The following is a 15,574-nucleotide window of genomic DNA, read 5'->3' as shown; positions in this document are numbered from 1 at the left end:
TCTGATGGTAAAAGAATTTGGCATTGAACATAATTATAAAAAACTTTACAATGGAACTTTCCCTGGTGATGAGTATGATGGGTGGGAATTATCTTCAATTTGTTTTGATTTTCTAAAAGGTGTTGGTGTGTATAAAGTTAATACTGATGATTTAGAAAAATACCTGTTAGTCATCAACGTTCCCGATGAACAATCATCAGAAGTAAAGATGATGAAGCAAAAAAAGGTTGATTGTGATAGTCATGGATATTCAAGACCTGCTTTTGTCTGTCAGCATTTAATTCTTGAAGTACCTAAAGGTTTTGAAGAAGCCCTTGATACTTATAAGGGGATGGAATTGGAAGAAGATGAAGATTTACAGGCATGGTGTAGCGACTGTGAAAAAGTCAGGGTTGAAGCTGATGGTTGGAATGAGGAGTCTGAAAAATTAGCTGAAATAACACTGATTTGTGAGAACTGTTATTTTGAATTGAAAGAATTCAATAAAAATATTTAATAACTGGATAGTCAGTTGTCAATGAAAGTAATCAGTTTGGTTGATGTATAAAAAAACATATGAAAAATTATGATGAAAATTAGTTTACTTTTTGTTTTTATAAGTTCAATATTGTTTGGCCAAAATAAATGGAAAGACTCTATTGTCTATGGTAGATATCCCGATGGGCAGCAGGCGTATATCGGGGGGAATATAAAACTCTATAAAAATATACATGAAATTATAGTAAAAAAGAAACTTAATCCATGTGATAATAAGAAGGAATTATATATTGCAGTGGTTGTCGTTCACCCCGATAAAACGATAAAGTTGTTAAAAAAGCAAAACATCGAAAGTGCCCGCAAAAATAAATGTGCATTTGAATTGACCCAAATGATTTTAGAAGATTTACAAGGTTGGATTCCAGCCGAAATCAACGGGGAAAAAGTTTCAGTATTCCAAAAGATAGTCATGTTTCCTGATAGTTTATTTGAAAACTACAAAGAAGGTTATGACCCCGTGAATTACTCTGTTCCGATAGCTGAATTTCCTGGGGGTAATGCAGTTTTTAAAGAACAGTTCAGCCAAAAGGTAAGTATTGATGGTTTTAAATTCGATCGGTTTGGAAAGATATATTTAAAATTTAAAGTGGATGAAAATGGTAAAGCTATCGATTTTATTGTTAAGCCAACATCCGGGAATGTCGGCTTTGACAAAATGGTCATTAATGCTGCCAAAAGTATTAAGGGAACTTGGAGACCAGCTACTATCCATGGAGTTAATGTAGAAACTAATATGGAAATTCCACTAACAATTAATGACCACTAAAAACGGCTGTATAAAGCTGGTGCCTGGATATTCAATATGAAACAATTACAGTTGTAGCTGCCTTCAAATAAAAATTAACAAATTAAAGCAAGACTAATGTGTTACTTTATCTTTTTTCTTAATCTAGTGAGTTTGTTTTCGAGTGTAAGCATTTCATGATTTTAATATGCTAAAATAATCAATACACTGTTTTACAAGGCGGCTGTTGTGTCGGGATCTTTTAGATAAATTTTAGGGAGAGATAAGTGACAGGGAGCAATACGAATTGCTGGTAAAAAATCTTGAGAATGAAGACATAGCAAGGCTGAATAAATGGACCGTTATTGGAAAATATAGTATGAAGAATATTTTATCTAAAACAAGTTGGAATATATCATAGACTGGGTTGATGGATGGACGGTTCTGAGCCCGTCAATGTAAATGGTAATTTTGAACTGCGTTATCAGAAAATGAAATCTGTGTTCAGTGTATCATATAGCTTGTGATTTTTTTGATCAGATGAATAAACCAAGACCAAGCCAAGTTTCTAGGTTATTAAAAATTCAAGGAAGTCAACCTGTGCATTTTTGGAAGTCGTTCAGAGTTACCTTTAAAACTTACATTATTAATAAAGTGGAGTGAAATAGTATCTTATTGCTAATTACTAAACTTCTTTTTATATTTGTAATATTAAAACTAAAATCGTTCTTTAAATCTTTTTGTTAGATTTTGTAGATTAAGATATTTATGGAATTGTGGCAAATTCGTGGCTATTGTTGAATCTGAAATTTAAATAGTATTCATTTTCAATAATTTATATAAAATGGTTCGAATCCCTCACTCTCCGCAAAAAAGCCTTGAATCGAATGATTCAAGGCTTTTTTATTTTCATATATCTCTTTATTATTTTTTTGTTCCAAGATGAATTTTAATATTACATTGTGCTAATTTCAACAAAGAATCATTTGTAACAGCCAAAATAGGAGAACTGCACATTATGAAGTACCAGAAGGTGATTTCTTCTCCATAGAAATATAATATTTTGTAGGGCAGGTCTTATTTATCATCTTTATTTAAATATATTTGAGTATAAAACTTATAAGGCTAAGCTTATATGACACAACCCCTATTATTTTTCTCAACCGGATACTTTATCTATATTGGCCGTGCTATTGACACTGTTGTTCACGAGCATCATGCAATACAGATTGCTATGAGTCTTGATAATGAAATAGAGGTGATCTCATCCGGCTCTGTTATGAAATATAAGGCTGTTATCATCAATTCTGATGAACCGCATGAATGCAGAACCTATGATAATACATTCTTATTGATTAATATTGATCCTGAATGTAAAATTGGGACGAGTCTTAAAAAAACTTATTTGTCAGGACAAAAAATCACACGATTACCTGAATCAACCGTGGAAGAATTATTGGAGGATATCAAACCGCTGCTGGAAAGTAATATGTCGGTTGATCCACTTTTCAATACAATACTTCAATTTCTTCAGAAGCTATCAAATACTGATGAAACCAAAGAAATGGATGAAAGGATCGTCAAGGTTCTGGAGATTCTGAAGCAGCCCGGAATTGAGCCTCTGAAGATTGAGAATCTATCATCTGCAGCTTATCTTTCTCCAGGCAGGCTGATTCATTTATTTACAGAACAGGTGGGTATTCCTATGAGGAAGTATATTCTGTGGGCGAGACTTTTAAGGGCATTACAATATATTTTTGATGGTCATAATCTCACAGATTCGGCTCTGGAAGCTGGTTTTTCAGATGCTCCACATTTCAACCGTACCTTCAGGAGGATGTTTGGGCAGTCACCTACATTGTTGTTGCAGAATAGCCAAATCATACAAGCGTATATAAAATAGCTGCAGCATCTTTGCCTATATAATCTAAATCTAATATTATGTTTGCCATTAACCATGCTGCAACAGCTTTGTTGATTAAAAAAAACAACCCCAAACTGCCACTGTTCCCGCTGTTGGTTTCCGTACAGCTTGTAGAAGTATGCTGGGTATTTTTCAACTATCTGGGTTGGGAACACTTTTCAATTTCCGGGGGTAGGGTACATCTTGACTTTCTGCCGTATTCACATTCTATTTTTTCAGGAATTGCTGCTGCGGTACTTTCATTTTGTGTGATCAACTGGGGGTATAAAAACAGAAAACTGGCGCTGGCATTTGCTATTGGAGTTCTGTCTCATGTTGTCATTGATGTGATTTTTCATGAGAAGGATATTCAGCTTTCGCCCTTTTCTGCCAAACCGGTTTTAGGACTCGGAATTCTAGATTATCCTATTCTGAATTTCATTATTGAGCTTGCCTATGGGATATTCTGCTGGTGGTATTTTAAAGGAAATAAAGCATTGCTTTGGGTAATTATGATATTCAATGTCCTTGATCTGCCAATGATGCTGGCGCATGGGGATACATTAGCTCCTTTTGTCAGATATCCTTTCATTTTACCTTCAGTTATCCTATTTCAGATCCTTATTACATGGTATTTTGTTTACCGGTATGCCAATTCAAAAAATGATAAGAGCAACCGCCCTGTTATTGGTGAAATTTAATCATCCAGTAATTTATGAGAATGTTTCTCGTTAGAAAAAATTAAATAATAAAAGCATCACAAATTTAGTGAAGCTTTTATTATTCTTCCTGCCAGATTAATCATGGTACCATTTCTTTTTTAATAATAAACTTGCTTTTACAAGAAGTATTAGTACCGGAACTTCTACCAAAGGGCCAATCACTCCTACAAATGCCTGTGGAGAATGGATTCCGAAGACAGAGATTGCAACAGCAATGGCCAGTTCAAAATTGTTTCCGGTGGCTGTAAAGGCTATAGATGCATTTTTATCATAAGGTATTTTTAATGACTTATTGATCATAAAACTCACGAAAAACATCAGAATAAAATAAATCATCAAGGGGAGCGCTACTTTAATTACATCTGCAGGTAGTTCCAGTATTTTTGAGCCTTTTAGGCTAAACATCAGTATGATTGTAAACAATAAAGCATACAGCGTAACGGGTGATATTTTTGGAATGAATATTCTGTTGTACCATTCCTCTCCTTTAGATTTTATCAGAAAATAACGACTGAGAAAACCCGCTAAAAAAGGAATTCCAAGGTATATAAGGACACTTTCAGTAATATCTTTCACAGACACATTTACATTGAAATTGGCCAGACCTAATTGGCTGGGCAGTACATTAATAAATAACCACACCATAAAGCTGTATGTAAACACCTGAAAGATACTGTTTAAGGCAACCAACAACGCCGCATATTCTCTGTTTCCTTTGGCCAGATCATTCCAGACGATGACCATAGCGATACATCTTGCCAGCCCAATCAATATCAGTCCCGACATATAATCAGGCTCGTGCCTTAGAAAAAGAATAGCCAGCCCGAACATCAGAGTAGGACCAATAATCCAATTGAGCAATAAAGAAACCCCAATTACTTTTTTATCTTTAAATACCAATGGCAGAAGAGAATAGTCAACCTTTGCCAATGGGGGATACATCATAAGAATGAGCCCTATTGCCAGAGGAATATTGGTAGTTCCTACAGACTGGGAATTGATGAGGTTAGGAATAGAAGGAAACAAATGTCCCAAAGAAATCCCCAAACCCATCGCAATGAATATCCATAACGTGAGATAACGATCCGGAAACTTTAATCTTGGCTGCATGATTATTTTTTGATTTTAGAAAAAACATAGAACATTTCTTCTGCAATTTGTAAGCTTCGCTTTGTATATACACCTGTTTGTTCAGGGGTATTGTCTGAAACTTTTGGGTCTTCAAATGTGATAGGAATTCTTTTTTCTGCTCCTGGGATGAACGGACATCCGCCATCTGCCTGCGAACAGGTCATAATTGCTGCAAATCCGGAAACGGGATTGAAAGGACTGTCATATTTTTTTGAAAAACCTATAACGGGGAGGGTATTGTCATCATATTTTATGGCATATATGGGATTATCTGAAATTGCAATACTGAATACTGTAAAACCCTGCTCAGCTAAAGTTTCTGCTATCTTGGGGAATAATGCCGTTGTTTCCGTACCTCCGGAGTAGCTATGAACTCCCGGGATCGTAAAAAAAGCAGCCGCTGCCTGTGCCCAAACCTGCGTCAAATGACTACGGCGCGAATTGTGCGTGCAGATAAAATTCAGATTGACTTCTTTCCCCTCATTTACTTTTTGCTGAATGTAGCTAATCAATGGTTCCAGAATCTCTTTTCTGCTGGTCTCTATATTTTCCCATTGTAAAGATTGAACCGTGTTTAATAATTCTTGATACATCTATCTATTTTATAAGGTTTAATTAGCAGCAGCCTGAAGCCGGATTGCAAGCTGATGTTGGGTTTGCAGACAATTCAGAAAGATTTTTCTTTTGTTTTTCAGAAGGAATTCCGCATGCTTCCTGAGCAAGACAGGCTGTTGTTTTGTTTTTCAGGACAAAATTTTTACCGTTAAATTCCAGATCATATTTACCGATAGTTTCTCCCTGATATTCTACTTCAATTTCTGAATTTTCTATTCCCAGTTTTTCTTCAGAAAGTTGAATGATATGCAGCAGTTTTCCCGGTTTCAGACGGTGTTCATAATCATCAGCATCCCATAGCTGAAAGTTGACCGCCTTTTCATTTCGGATTACACCGCCACAATCGATGAAGTTTTTTGTAATCTGACCTACTTCTGTTACATGGAAATGCTCAGGTACAAAAGTGCCGTTTTCCAATTGAAATTCTACATTTTCCAGTGTCGGAAGGATTTTTTTGATTTCGGATAGTTTCATTAGATTAAAATTTATTAGTGTTATATTGCAATATTACGATTATGATGTTCAAAAAAAATGCCTTAACAGCATTGTTTTATCGTAACATCCTGATTAAAAAACAGGTTGAATTCGTTTTGAAATTGTTTCCAGGTACTTTCATTAATACAGTAGCATACTGATTTTCCTTCAATTGAACCTTTGATGATTCCGATATTCTTCAGCTCTTTTAAATGTTGCGAGATAGTAGCCTGAGCCAAACCAAGCTCTTCAACCAAATCATTACAGATGCATGCCTTTTGATTAATAATATATTGTAAAATAGCTATTCTGGCAGGATGTCCCAAAACTTTAAGAAGGGAAGCTAATCTGTTTTGTTCGTCAGTATAGATTTCTGTTTTAGTAACTCCCATTATTTTTTTTATTTTAATATTGCAATATTACGATATTAAAATATGATAAACATGAAAAACTTAATTAATTTTAGTGATTTGTTTTTAAGTAGTTGATTTGTAGCTAGTTAAAATTATTGATAAGTTGTAATGTCGAAAATAAAAAAGATGAAACAGAGATATGCTTCATCTTTTGATTTGTTTTATGGTAAACTAATCTTTTTGCCTTGTTCCGGGAAAATATAATTTACTTTTAAAGGATTGTTTTTCAAGAGTTCCTTTTTGATAAGTTCAGGGTTATCACCAGTTGGTTTTCTATGGGTAATTACAATACTGAGGCTTTCAAGGCTGCTTTGTCCTGTCTTTTCTTTCAGTTTGCTTAATTCTTCAATCAACAGATTAGGAGTAAGGTGGCCAAACAGCAGATGTTCAGGCTGGCTGTTTGGGAAAGAAACTTCTATTAATATGGTGTTCAGCTGTCTTTTTTTAACAAGAGGAGCGATAGTATTCCAAAGGAGATCAAGACGGTCGGACTTTTCGATGCGGTCAGCACCTGTATCGCCCAGATAAAGAAGATAATGATCATCTCTTCTTACCAGTGCAGCACTGCTTTTATAGGGATTTACATGGCTCAGTTCATAGCCTGTTATAAAAAACGGAGTTTTGGAAGCCGGGATTTCAGTTCCTTCCTGAAGTTCATTATAATGGTATTTTCCAAGGATAGGTTTTTGACCCTGATCAGCAAAATTAATCCAGGTATCCGTGATGAAATAATGATTTTGTAAAATCTGAATTACCGGAGCTATAGCGAAAATATCCTTTTTAGAATCTGCCGGAGAATTGATGATAAGCCCTGATAAATGATCCAAATGACCATGGGATACAAAATATCCTTTTATCTGATCCTTGAGAACTGTTTCTGCGGATCCGTCAAGACTTTTCAGTTGAATAGCTTTTCGTATTCCTGCATTTACAGTACCGGCATCAAGGCAGAGAAATGCATTGTCTTTCGGAGCGCCTACCAGATAGGCTGATAAATTGTCTTCCTGCTCTCCACCATAAATCCCTAAGGGAATGACATCAAAATTTTGTGCATGGCAAATAATATTCAGAAGAAGAGCTAATAAAGAAACTGCTGTTTTTTTCATAATACTTACACTGGAAACCATCCTTTACTTGATGGACAGAGCAAATTTACGTTATTTTTTGGCGACTGCCTTTCAGTTGTATTAACAAATAGAGCATAATTCGGGTAAGTATTTTAAAATCTGACTAGATAATATTTTGTCTTATAAATGAATAAAGCCCGCCGAACAATCGGCAGACTTTTTCTATTTGGAAAATTATTTTATTGCGGTTGCTGCTGCGTTACACAATGTACCATTCCGCCATTGGCAAATAAATTACGGCAGTCTATTCCAACAACCTGTTTACCGGGATACAGCTGTTGGATAATATTGTTGGCAACGGCATCATTCGGATCATTATAATTAGGGACCAATACGCGGTTGTTTGCGATGTAATAATTGATGTAAGAAGCACGGCCTACATTTTTTCCGTAAGTGGTTATCACATCATTTCTTGTTAACGGAACTTTTACAAACTGGTAAGGAGAACCATTTTTTGCAGTAGCATCATATAATTTATCAATGTCGCCGTCAGGAACCTGCCAGTAGTTAAGATCATCAGGATTCATTGTGATAATAGTAGATGAATTTGCAAATCGGGCAAAACCGTCAATATGCATATCGGTGATATCAAGACCCGCTTTTCCATTCAGCCAGATAAATTTAGTTACGCCTAGGTTTTTGGTAAAAATAGCTTCTGCCTGTTGTTGCGTCATCCCAGGATTTCTGTTGTTATTAAGGATGGAACTTTTACAGGCCATCAATACTCCGTTTCCGTCAATTTCTACACTTCCGCCTTCATTGATCATCACAGAATTGAGGTTGATTTTAGGTATATTGGTGTCTGCCGCTATTTTTGAAGGAATTGCATTACATCTGCTGTAATCGGCTTTGTTACCCCAGCCGTTAAATCCCCAGTCCTGAATGTATAGCTGGCCATTTTGATCCTTTACATAAATGGGGCCATTATCTCTTACCCAAAAATCATCTGTCTGATAAAGCTTGAAATTGATATTGGTAAGAGGAACTCCTGAATTGTTTAATAACCCTGTGATACGAGCTTTTTCTATACTGTCGTAAGCAATGATATGAACTTTTTCACTTTGTACAAGTTCTTTGGTCATTGCTACCCAGGTTGCATCCAATCGGTTACGGTAAGTCGTTCCATACTGATAATGGTGAGGCCATTGAAGCCATGTTCCTTCGTGTGGAGCAGATTCTTCAGGCATTTTGTAAACAGCAGCACCGGCATTTGTTGTATCTGGAGGTTCTGGTAATTGTGTCTGAGAGCAGGAAAGTAAAATAGCTGGTAATAACAGTGACATGATTTTCTTTTTTTGCATAATTGGTTGATTTTTAACAGGGCAAAATTAGATCGATAAAAATGTGAAAACTTGTCCCAAATTGACAACTTACTTCAAAGGCAGTAAAATATAAGTTAACTGATTTTCCTGTTTATCTTCATTGTCAGCATGTCTTTCGTACTTTTCTATGATAGGAGCGTGTGAAAATTCAAGACCGGAATTAAAAATCCAGCGGGAATAGATTTTAGTATATGTTTCGTCTATTGTTTCATAGCTGCCTGTATGGGTAAAGCGGGCATATTTCCCTCCGAATATTGTTTTTGAAGGAAGCTTTTTGTTGATAGACTGTACAGAAGAACATGCATCATACCGGCAGTTGATTTCCGTTTTAATCAAGGGTTCGTCTGCTATTACGCCAAAATATTCTGTTCCGGAATCGGGAAACTTATTTTCCATAAATTTTTCCCACAGTACTTCAATTTCTTCGTTGTTATAATAGGTTTTAATACTCTGATAGTATACCTGCAATGATTTAAGATAGACAATCTCCGGCTCCAGCAGTTCATCAGATGTTATCGGAATGATCTCGTATTCGCACAAAAGTTTTTCCTTACTTAATCTTGCTGTTTTCGGAGAAATCCCGAAGTGCTGTTTAAAAGCTTTGGAAAAAGAAGCGATATTGGAAAAACCTACTTCAATAGCAATAGAGGTGAGATTTTCCTGGGTATAAAGAATCCGTTTATAAGCATTTTCTACCTTTAATCTTTGCTGAAAAGCACCTATTGTTTCTCCGCAGCTGTACTTAAAAATACGCTGGATATTCCGGTAAGAATAATGGGAGATATCTTCCAGTTCCTTTACAGAAACAGGCCGGTCATAATTCTTTTCCATGAAATTGATAACTCTGTAAATAGAATTCAGGTTGTCTTCCATAAGCTTTGAAATTTTCAGAAATAAACAGCTGGAAATAATTTACAAATAAAAGAAATAAAAAAATGTCTTAGCAATATTGTATTTTAGCTTTCGGTAAAAATAAATTTCAGCATAAAAATTTTTGCCATTTTAAAAGCCAAAACCAACCAAAAAACTTAAATGAATTATGGAAAAAGATTTATCACAATTAACCAATCAGGAACTTATAGGAAAAAAAAGAGCAATTGAAACCAGAAATACTGTCAATGCTGTAATTTTGGGAGTATTGGCGGGTATTGCTATTTATAGTACGATAACCCATGGTCTCGGTTTAATGACTTTTTTACCCATCATTTTTGCTTTTTTTGTAGCTAACAGCTGGAATAAAGATAAGAAAGCATTGAAAAAGGAAATAGAATTCCGAAATCTGAAGTAATGGGAGATTTTAACAGAAAAACAGAAGCTGGTGCAGTAGCCTATTTCCGCGATTGTATAAAAAACGGAGATGTTGCAGGAGCATTAAGCTGTTTTCACTCTGAAGCAGTCTACATAGACAGAGAGGGGAAGGAGCTGAGAGGTCTTGACCAGATAGAGTTGGCAATGAATGAAATCTGCAGGTTACAGCTGGATATTCAGGGAGAAGTACCCCATGTGACCGTTGTGAATGATCTTGCGATGTGGCTTGATCAGTGGGAAATGACAGGAATTGCTCCGAATGGACATTCTATACACATGACCGGTCATACTTCGTGCATTATGAAAAGAAATGAAAACGGGGAGTGGCTGTGGCTGGTTGACAATCCTTTTGGAGCTGCTATACTTAAAAATGATAATATGGTATAAAGCCAAAAATAATCTTATTAAGAATCAAATTTATGAGGCTTTTTAATTCCTGATTTCAAACCTTGACAAGGGTTGGGACAAAGTCTTTCAGAAACAAAATAAAAAACCTTCAGATCAGTTCTGAAGGTTTTTATATTTAATCTATTGGATACTGATTTTTAATTGCGTAAAAACTGACCAATTCCAGGTGAATCAAAAGTAAAGGCATTTTGATTTTCAGACTTATCAATTTTATTGCTGATAGTCAATGCCCACAATACTAATTCTTTACAGAAATTCTGATCTTCCGGACTCAGTTCAGACGTATTTTCTTCCACCACGGCTGCCAGAGGAGCGATCTTATCGAGTTTAGAATAAAACTCTTCATCGGTATCATTATAATTAAGCTCCAGATGATTTTTATTAAACCATCTGATCAGGTCGGTATAAGGTGTTTTGATCCCTTCTTTTTCCAGTTTGGAGATACGCGGGAAGAGACTTTCAAATTGGGTCATCACCGCTTTGTCAATTAATATTTTGGCAACATAATCAGCGCCTTCCTGTTCTCCTTCGTAAACCAGTTCAATTTTTCCTGTGATGGATGGAATGATCGACATAAAATCAAGCAGACGGACAGTGGTTCGCTCAGCTCCGGATTCAATCAAACGTAATTTAGCGGCTGCAATTAAGTTTTCCATAGCGCTGATGGTCAGACGGGCACTCACACCACTTTTTGCATCTACATATTCACTGATGCGTGCTGCAAAAGCGACTTCCTCTAAAAGATCTTTCGCCAGGTCAGGAATCTGTATCTGTGCTTTATCTTCAGCAGAAATCAATGCTTCCTGCTCTGTAATCTGTCTTGCAAGCGCTATAGTTTTTGGATAGTGGGTGAAAATCTGAGACCCTATTCTGTCTTTCAATGGCGTTACAATACTTCCTCTGTTGGTATAATCTTCCGGATTGGCTGTGAAAACAAACTGAATATCAAGAGGCATTCTCAGCTGGAAACCGCGGATCTGAATATCACCTTCCTGCAAAATATTAAACAGGGAAACCTGGATGCGTGCCTGTAAATCCGGAAGTTCATTTAAAACAAAAATAGAACGGTTGGCACGTGGGATCATTCCGTAATGCAAAACACGTTCGTCGGAATAAGGTAATTTTAAAGTAGCCGCTTTGATGGGGTCTATATCTCCAATTAAATCAGCCACATTCACATCCGGAGTTGCTAATTTTTCATAGAAACGATGGGAGCGGTGTACCCATGAAATCGGAGTTTCATCACCCAGTTCTGCAATGAGATCTTTGGCAAATTTTGAAATGGGCAGGAATGGGCTGTCATTGATCTCAGAGCCTTTTACAATAGGCATATACTCATCAAGCAGATTGACCATGCTTCTTGCGATTTTTGTTTTTGCCTGTCCGCGTAATCCCAATAAATTGATGTGGTGGCCGGCAAGAATGGCTTTTTTCAATTGGGGAACCACCGTGTCTTCATATCCCCAAAGTCCTTCAAATACAGGTTCTTTAGCTTTAATCCTGGTAATCAGGTTCGCCTGGATTTCCTCATTAATCGTTTTATGGGTATAACCGGAATCTTTTAATTCTTTGAATGTAATATCGTTTTTCATTTTCTTGTACTGCTAATTATCTGGTAAGATTTTTCTTGTAATGCTTTGATGAGGTCTGAAATCCGACCTCTATATTCTTCTTATTCTGTTTTTTTCGTAATCCTCGAAGATCATTTGTCCTAAACCTGATAGCCCTGTCAGAAATGCTTTTCCTTTGTTTTGAGCGGTAAACTCTTCTACAAACTGACGCAGATAGGGGTCCTGGGCAATCATAAAAGTAGTGATGGGGATTTTCAATTTTCTGGCCTGTGCTGCTCTGTTGAGACATTGGGTAACAATCTTTTCATCCAGACCAAAACTGTTCATATAAAACTCACCGCTGGGCAGCTGAATGCAGCTCGGTTTTCCGTCGGTGATCATAAAAATCTGTTTGTTGGTATTTCTTTTTCTGCGGAGAATATCCATTGCCAGCTCCAGACCGGCTACAGTATTGGTATGGTAAGGCCCTACTTTTAAATAGGGAAGGTCTTTGATTTTGATGGGCCATGCTTCATTTCCAAAAACGATGATATCAATGGAATCTTTGGGGTATTTCCGTTTAATCAGTTCTACAAGTGCCATGGCAACCTTTTTCGCTGGTGTAATACGGTCCTCACCATATAAGATCATAGAGTGGCTGATGTCGATCATGAGGACGGTACTCATTTGTGCCTTATGTTTGGTTTCTTCTACAATGAGATCGTCTTCCGTAAGACGCAGGTCTGAAATTCCGTTATTGATCTGGGCATTTTTTAAGCTTTCAGTCATGTTCACAGCTGTTAGATCGTCTCCATATTGGAAGGAACGGTTTTCACCATCGCGTTCGTCACCAATTCCTGTTTTGCTGGTGCGGTGATTTCCTGCTCCGTTTTTCTTCAGCTTTCCAAATATTTGATCTAAAGCATATTCACGAAGGGCAGCTTCCAGTTTTGGAGTTAATATATTTTTACCTTTTCCACTTCCGGTATTGCCTTCTTCAGGATCTTCCTCTTTGATATAACCTCTTTTTTTCAAATCTTCTTCAAAATCCTGAAGGGTGTATTCCTCGTCGAAAATGTCATATTCCTTATCTAGCATATCAAGCCATTCAAAGGCTTCCTCAAGATCTCCGGAGGTATGGGTGAGCAAATCTTTGAAAACATCAAAGACCCGGTCAAAATGTGATATTTCCTCCGGCACATGTTTACTGAATATAAAGCCTTTCTGAGGATTAAAATTTTTATCTGTCATAAGATGATGAAGCTGTTTTGCTGTTATTGGGTTTTGAATATTTCAGTTGATCATACAATGAAACTGCCTGAAGTATTCTGTATACCTTTACTTTGTTTCAAACTGAAAAGTTAAGAAAATATCACTTGAAGATTCCTCCAGAGAAATAGAAAAAACTAATGGTGGTGATATGGAATAAGAATATAATAACGTATTGTTGTAATAAAATCTAAAGTATTCTTTACCATAGATTGATATTAAAAAATGTACAAATAAAGATTTGTACATTTTAAATTATTGGAGAAAATTGATTTTTATGAATAGATGGCTATCATGGTGGCTGTCATTTTTGCAATGAGCTTTTCCTCTTTTTGATCATAGACATAACCCTCACAAATGGTAAGTGTTCTTCCTGTCTGCAGAACTTTTCCAATGGCCACAAGTTTATCTGTATTGGCAGGTTTCATAAAATTAACTTTGAATTCTACTGTCAGTACATTGGAATTTTCGGGCATCGTTGTTAGAGCGGCATATCCGCAGGCACTGTCTACAATGGTTGTCAGAACGCCTGCATGAAAAAAACCGTTGTGCTGGGTCAGATGTTCAGAAAACTTGCAGGTAATTTTAGCCTGTCCTTGTTGTACTTCTTCTAATTGGGCACCAATTGTTTTCATGATCCCCTGTTTGTCAAAACTCTGTTTTATTCTATCGTACATAATGATTGGTTTTTATTCATGATATTTTAGTCCATCCAAAGCTTTATCTACCTTTTTATTTTCGCCATACATGATAATACCAACCAGATCCAGATTATCTGAAGTATGTTTTGCTATTTCAAGAATATTTTCTTCACCAGATCTTGTATCAAAGAGCTGTCGGGTATAAATTCCAATGGCCAGCTCACGGTCTCTTGAGCGGTGGAATGCCCTTTGAAGCTTTTCTGTACTGTCTGCTTTATAGACAAGGGTAGGGTGCTTTATAAAAGGCAGAAATTCCTCATGGTCAGCTGTCACGAATTTATCACCGTGGGTTTCCGGAAATTCGATTGCAATACTTCCGGCCAAAAAAGAAACAACATTAAGTTTTTGCCATGGTAACAGGTCGTCTTTGATAACGATGGCTACTTTTTTATCATACATATTTTAATTGTTTACATTTAATTCCATTTGAATATTACAGCGCTGATAGGGAGTTGACCGTCCGGTTACTTTCTGGAAACCCAGTTTGTAATACAGATTAATGGCGGGTTTCAGTAGGGTATTACTTTCAAGATATATTTTTGATGCTCCGGAATCTTTTGCTTTGCTGATGATTGCCTGTCCCAGCAGCCAGCCTATATTTTTTCCCTGTGCCTTTGGGGAAACGGCCATTTTTGCCAGCTCAAAATCATAATCAGGATCATCCATTTTGATAAGAGCGCAGACCCCAAGCGGTTCATCATTATAGAGTGCGACAAGAATCTTTCCTCCTTTATTTAAAATGTATTCTTCAGGATTATCCAATGCCTTATAATCGGCATCTTCCATTACAAAATAAGCAGAGATCCACTCTTCATTAAGTGCTTTGAATGCAGATTGGTATTTCGGATCATAATCAACGATCTTTACATTTTTACTTTCGCGAGCCTTTTTCTGTTCTTTTACTCTGGAAAGCAGGGATTTCTGTTCAAAAAGGTGCTCCCATTCTGCAAGGGCTTCCCAGAGATTATGTGTAGCTTCTTCAATAATCCGGTCAATAGCAAGATCTATATCTGCACATTGTATTGTTACCATTCTCTCTGCGAGTTGTTTACCTTCCGCAGTTAAGCCTACGATATTTCTTCTCTTATCACTTGATTTAAGGTTATCCTCAACCAATCCTGCCTTCAGCATTTCCTTGATAATTTTTGTTACTGAAGGTTGAGAGTGTCCAATTTGTTCGGCAATCTCAGTAATGGTTTGATTGCTTTCTTCATGCAATACAAAAAATACAGGAAACCATTTGGGCGAAAAGTTTTCTACATTATACAACTCATAAATTTTAGTGGCATCTTCGGTCACTTTTGCTGTCAGCAAACGGAGCCTGCTGCCTAACGCCATTTTACCTGTTCTGTTGAATAAGTCCATATTTC

18 protein-coding genes are annotated in these 15,574 nt (G+C 36.5%); 6 read left to right on the top strand and 12 right to left on the bottom strand.

Going from position 1 to position 15,574, the window contains the following annotated elements; all coding sequences use genetic code 11:
* Window positions 1–4: 4 nt before the first annotated feature.
* From ACPF63_RS12725 to ACPF63_RS12710, 4 genes are all read left to right on the top strand, one after another.
* Window positions 5–496, top strand: coding sequence for a hypothetical protein (locus tag ACPF63_RS12725; RefSeq protein ID WP_426480162.1), 492 nt, complete (start codon window positions 5–7; stop codon window positions 494–496).
* A 69-nt stretch (window positions 497–565) separates the two neighbouring features.
* Window positions 566–1,303, top strand: coding sequence for an energy transducer TonB (locus ACPF63_RS12720; RefSeq protein ID WP_426480161.1), 738 nt, complete (start codon window positions 566–568; stop codon window positions 1,301–1,303).
* 1,093 nt (window positions 1,304–2,396) lie between these two features.
* Complete coding sequence (locus ACPF63_RS12715) at window positions 2,397–3,164, top strand: helix-turn-helix transcriptional regulator (protein ID WP_426480160.1); 768 nt, start codon at window positions 2,397–2,399, stop codon at window positions 3,162–3,164.
* Between the two features lie 38 nt (window positions 3,165–3,202).
* On the top strand, window positions 3,203–3,865 hold the full coding sequence (locus ACPF63_RS12710; RefSeq protein WP_426480159.1) for a hypothetical protein: 663 nt from the start codon (window positions 3,203–3,205) through the stop codon (window positions 3,863–3,865).
* Between the two features lie 96 nt (window positions 3,866–3,961).
* On the opposite strand, the gene arsB is transcribed toward ACPF63_RS12710, so the two are convergent.
* The 7 genes from arsB to ACPF63_RS12675 all read right to left on the bottom strand — a co-directional run bounded on the left by arsB (window position 3,962) and on the right by ACPF63_RS12675 (window position 9,841).
* The gene (gene arsB, locus ACPF63_RS12705; RefSeq protein ID WP_426480158.1) at window positions 3,962–4,996 is read right to left on the bottom strand and encodes an ACR3 family arsenite efflux transporter; all 1,035 of its coding nucleotides are present in this window, start codon (window positions 4,994–4,996) and stop codon (window positions 3,962–3,964) included.
* Between the two features lie 2 nt (window positions 4,997–4,998).
* The gene (locus ACPF63_RS12700) at window positions 4,999–5,610 is read right to left on the bottom strand and encodes a protein-tyrosine-phosphatase (protein ID WP_077414808.1); all 612 of its coding nucleotides are present in this window, start codon (window positions 5,608–5,610) and stop codon (window positions 4,999–5,001) included.
* 22 nt (window positions 5,611–5,632) lie between these two features.
* Complete coding sequence (locus ACPF63_RS12695; protein WP_077414806.1) at window positions 5,633–6,106, bottom strand: DUF6428 family protein; 474 nt, start codon at window positions 6,104–6,106, stop codon at window positions 5,633–5,635.
* A 62-nt stretch (window positions 6,107–6,168) separates the two neighbouring features.
* Window positions 6,169–6,498 (bottom strand): ArsR/SmtB family transcription factor, encoded by a 330-nt coding sequence (locus ACPF63_RS12690; protein ID WP_047384082.1) that lies wholly within the window; start codon window positions 6,496–6,498, stop codon window positions 6,169–6,171.
* A 182-nt stretch (window positions 6,499–6,680) separates the two neighbouring features.
* Entirely contained in the window at window positions 6,681–7,625 is a 945-nt protein-coding gene (locus ACPF63_RS12685) for an MBL fold metallo-hydrolase (protein ID WP_426480157.1), read from the bottom strand.
* Between the two features lie 200 nt (window positions 7,626–7,825).
* Window positions 7,826–8,947, bottom strand: a complete 1,122-nt coding sequence (locus ACPF63_RS12680; RefSeq protein ID WP_426480156.1) for an agmatine deiminase family protein — start codon at window positions 8,945–8,947, stop codon at window positions 7,826–7,828.
* 69 nt (window positions 8,948–9,016) lie between these two features.
* Window positions 9,017–9,841, bottom strand: a complete 825-nt coding sequence (locus ACPF63_RS12675) for an AraC family transcriptional regulator (RefSeq protein ID WP_426480155.1) — start codon at window positions 9,839–9,841, stop codon at window positions 9,017–9,019.
* A gap of 166 nt (window positions 9,842–10,007) precedes the next feature.
* On the opposite strand from ACPF63_RS12675, the gene ACPF63_RS12670 reads away from it, so the two are divergent.
* The gene (locus tag ACPF63_RS12670) at window positions 10,008–10,256 is read left to right on the top strand and encodes a hypothetical protein (protein WP_426480154.1); all 249 of its coding nucleotides are present in this window, start codon (window positions 10,008–10,010) and stop codon (window positions 10,254–10,256) included.
* A complete protein-coding gene (locus tag ACPF63_RS12665; protein WP_426480153.1) occupies window positions 10,256–10,663 on the top strand; it encodes a YybH family protein in 408 nt (135 codons plus the stop codon). Before ACPF63_RS12670 ends, ACPF63_RS12665 begins: the two co-directional genes overlap by 1 nt.
* A gap of 158 nt (window positions 10,664–10,821) precedes the next feature.
* Here ACPF63_RS12665 and ACPF63_RS12660 read toward each other — a convergent pair whose 3' ends face one another.
* From ACPF63_RS12660 to ACPF63_RS12640, 5 genes are all read right to left on the bottom strand, one after another.
* Complete coding sequence (locus ACPF63_RS12660; protein ID WP_426480152.1) at window positions 10,822–12,276, bottom strand: sigma 54-interacting transcriptional regulator; 1,455 nt, start codon at window positions 12,274–12,276, stop codon at window positions 10,822–10,824.
* Window positions 12,277–12,345: 69 nt separating this feature from the next.
* On the bottom strand, window positions 12,346–13,485 hold the full coding sequence (locus ACPF63_RS12655) for a vWA domain-containing protein (RefSeq protein ID WP_426480151.1): 1,140 nt from the start codon (window positions 13,483–13,485) through the stop codon (window positions 12,346–12,348).
* 293 nt (window positions 13,486–13,778) lie between these two features.
* Window positions 13,779–14,180: a PaaI family thioesterase gene (locus ACPF63_RS12650; protein WP_426480150.1), complete on the bottom strand. Its 402-nt coding sequence runs from the start codon at window positions 14,178–14,180 to the stop codon at window positions 13,779–13,781.
* A gap of 12 nt (window positions 14,181–14,192) precedes the next feature.
* A complete protein-coding gene (locus tag ACPF63_RS12645; protein WP_426480149.1) occupies window positions 14,193–14,603 on the bottom strand; it encodes a DUF2000 family protein in 411 nt (136 codons plus the stop codon).
* A 3-nt stretch (window positions 14,604–14,606) separates the two neighbouring features.
* The gene (locus ACPF63_RS12640; protein ID WP_426480148.1) at window positions 14,607–15,569 is read right to left on the bottom strand and encodes a bifunctional helix-turn-helix transcriptional regulator/GNAT family N-acetyltransferase; all 963 of its coding nucleotides are present in this window, start codon (window positions 15,567–15,569) and stop codon (window positions 14,607–14,609) included.
* Window positions 15,570–15,574: the final 5 nt, after the last annotated feature.

Origin of the sequence: Chryseobacterium sp. R2ACT005 (assembly GCF_049949215.1) — a bacterium.
In the GTDB taxonomy this organism is placed as follows: domain Bacteria; phylum Bacteroidota; class Bacteroidia; order Flavobacteriales; family Weeksellaceae; genus Chryseobacterium.
Note: the sequence above shows the minus strand (reverse complement) of the source record. Positions and strands in the feature narration are given on the sequence as shown.

Bases quoted from the DNA above. Each gene is read 5' to 3' on its own strand.
- ACPF63_RS12725 (WP_426480162.1), top strand. From the start codon at position 5: ATGGTAAAAGAATTTGGCATTGAACATAATTATAAAAAACTTTACAAT.
- ACPF63_RS12720 (WP_426480161.1), top strand. From the start codon at position 566: ATGATGAAAATTAGTTTACTTTTTGTTTTTATAAGTTCAATATTGTTT.
- ACPF63_RS12715 (WP_426480160.1), top strand. From the start codon at position 2,397: ATGACACAACCCCTATTATTTTTCTCAACCGGATACTTTATCTATATT.
- ACPF63_RS12710 (WP_426480159.1), top strand. From the start codon at position 3,203: ATGTTTGCCATTAACCATGCTGCAACAGCTTTGTTGATTAAAAAAAAC.
- arsB (WP_426480158.1), bottom strand. From the start codon at position 4,996: ATGCAGCCAAGATTAAAGTTTCCGGATCGTTATCTCACGTTATGGATA.
- ACPF63_RS12700 (WP_077414808.1), bottom strand. From the start codon at position 5,610: ATGTATCAAGAATTATTAAACACGGTTCAATCTTTACAATGGGAAAAT.
- ACPF63_RS12695 (WP_077414806.1), bottom strand. From the start codon at position 6,106: ATGAAACTATCCGAAATCAAAAAAATCCTTCCGACACTGGAAAATGTA.
- ACPF63_RS12690 (WP_047384082.1), bottom strand. From the start codon at position 6,498: ATGGGAGTTACTAAAACAGAAATCTATACTGACGAACAAAACAGATTA.
- ACPF63_RS12685 (WP_426480157.1), bottom strand. From the start codon at position 7,625: ATGAAAAAAACAGCAGTTTCTTTATTAGCTCTTCTTCTGAATATTATT.
- ACPF63_RS12680 (WP_426480156.1), bottom strand. From the start codon at position 8,947: ATGCAAAAAAAGAAAATCATGTCACTGTTATTACCAGCTATTTTACTT.
- ACPF63_RS12675 (WP_426480155.1), bottom strand. From the start codon at position 9,841: ATGGAAGACAACCTGAATTCTATTTACAGAGTTATCAATTTCATGGAA.
- ACPF63_RS12670 (WP_426480154.1), top strand. From the start codon at position 10,008: ATGGAAAAAGATTTATCACAATTAACCAATCAGGAACTTATAGGAAAA.
- ACPF63_RS12665 (WP_426480153.1), top strand. From the start codon at position 10,256: ATGGGAGATTTTAACAGAAAAACAGAAGCTGGTGCAGTAGCCTATTTC.
- ACPF63_RS12660 (WP_426480152.1), bottom strand. From the start codon at position 12,276: ATGAAAAACGATATTACATTCAAAGAATTAAAAGATTCCGGTTATACC.
- ACPF63_RS12655 (WP_426480151.1), bottom strand. From the start codon at position 13,485: ATGACAGATAAAAATTTTAATCCTCAGAAAGGCTTTATATTCAGTAAA.
- ACPF63_RS12650 (WP_426480150.1), bottom strand. From the start codon at position 14,180: ATGTACGATAGAATAAAACAGAGTTTTGACAAACAGGGGATCATGAAA.
- ACPF63_RS12645 (WP_426480149.1), bottom strand. From the start codon at position 14,603: ATGTATGATAAAAAAGTAGCCATCGTTATCAAAGACGACCTGTTACCA.
- ACPF63_RS12640 (WP_426480148.1), bottom strand. From the start codon at position 15,569: ATGGACTTATTCAACAGAACAGGTAAAATGGCGTTAGGCAGCAGGCTC.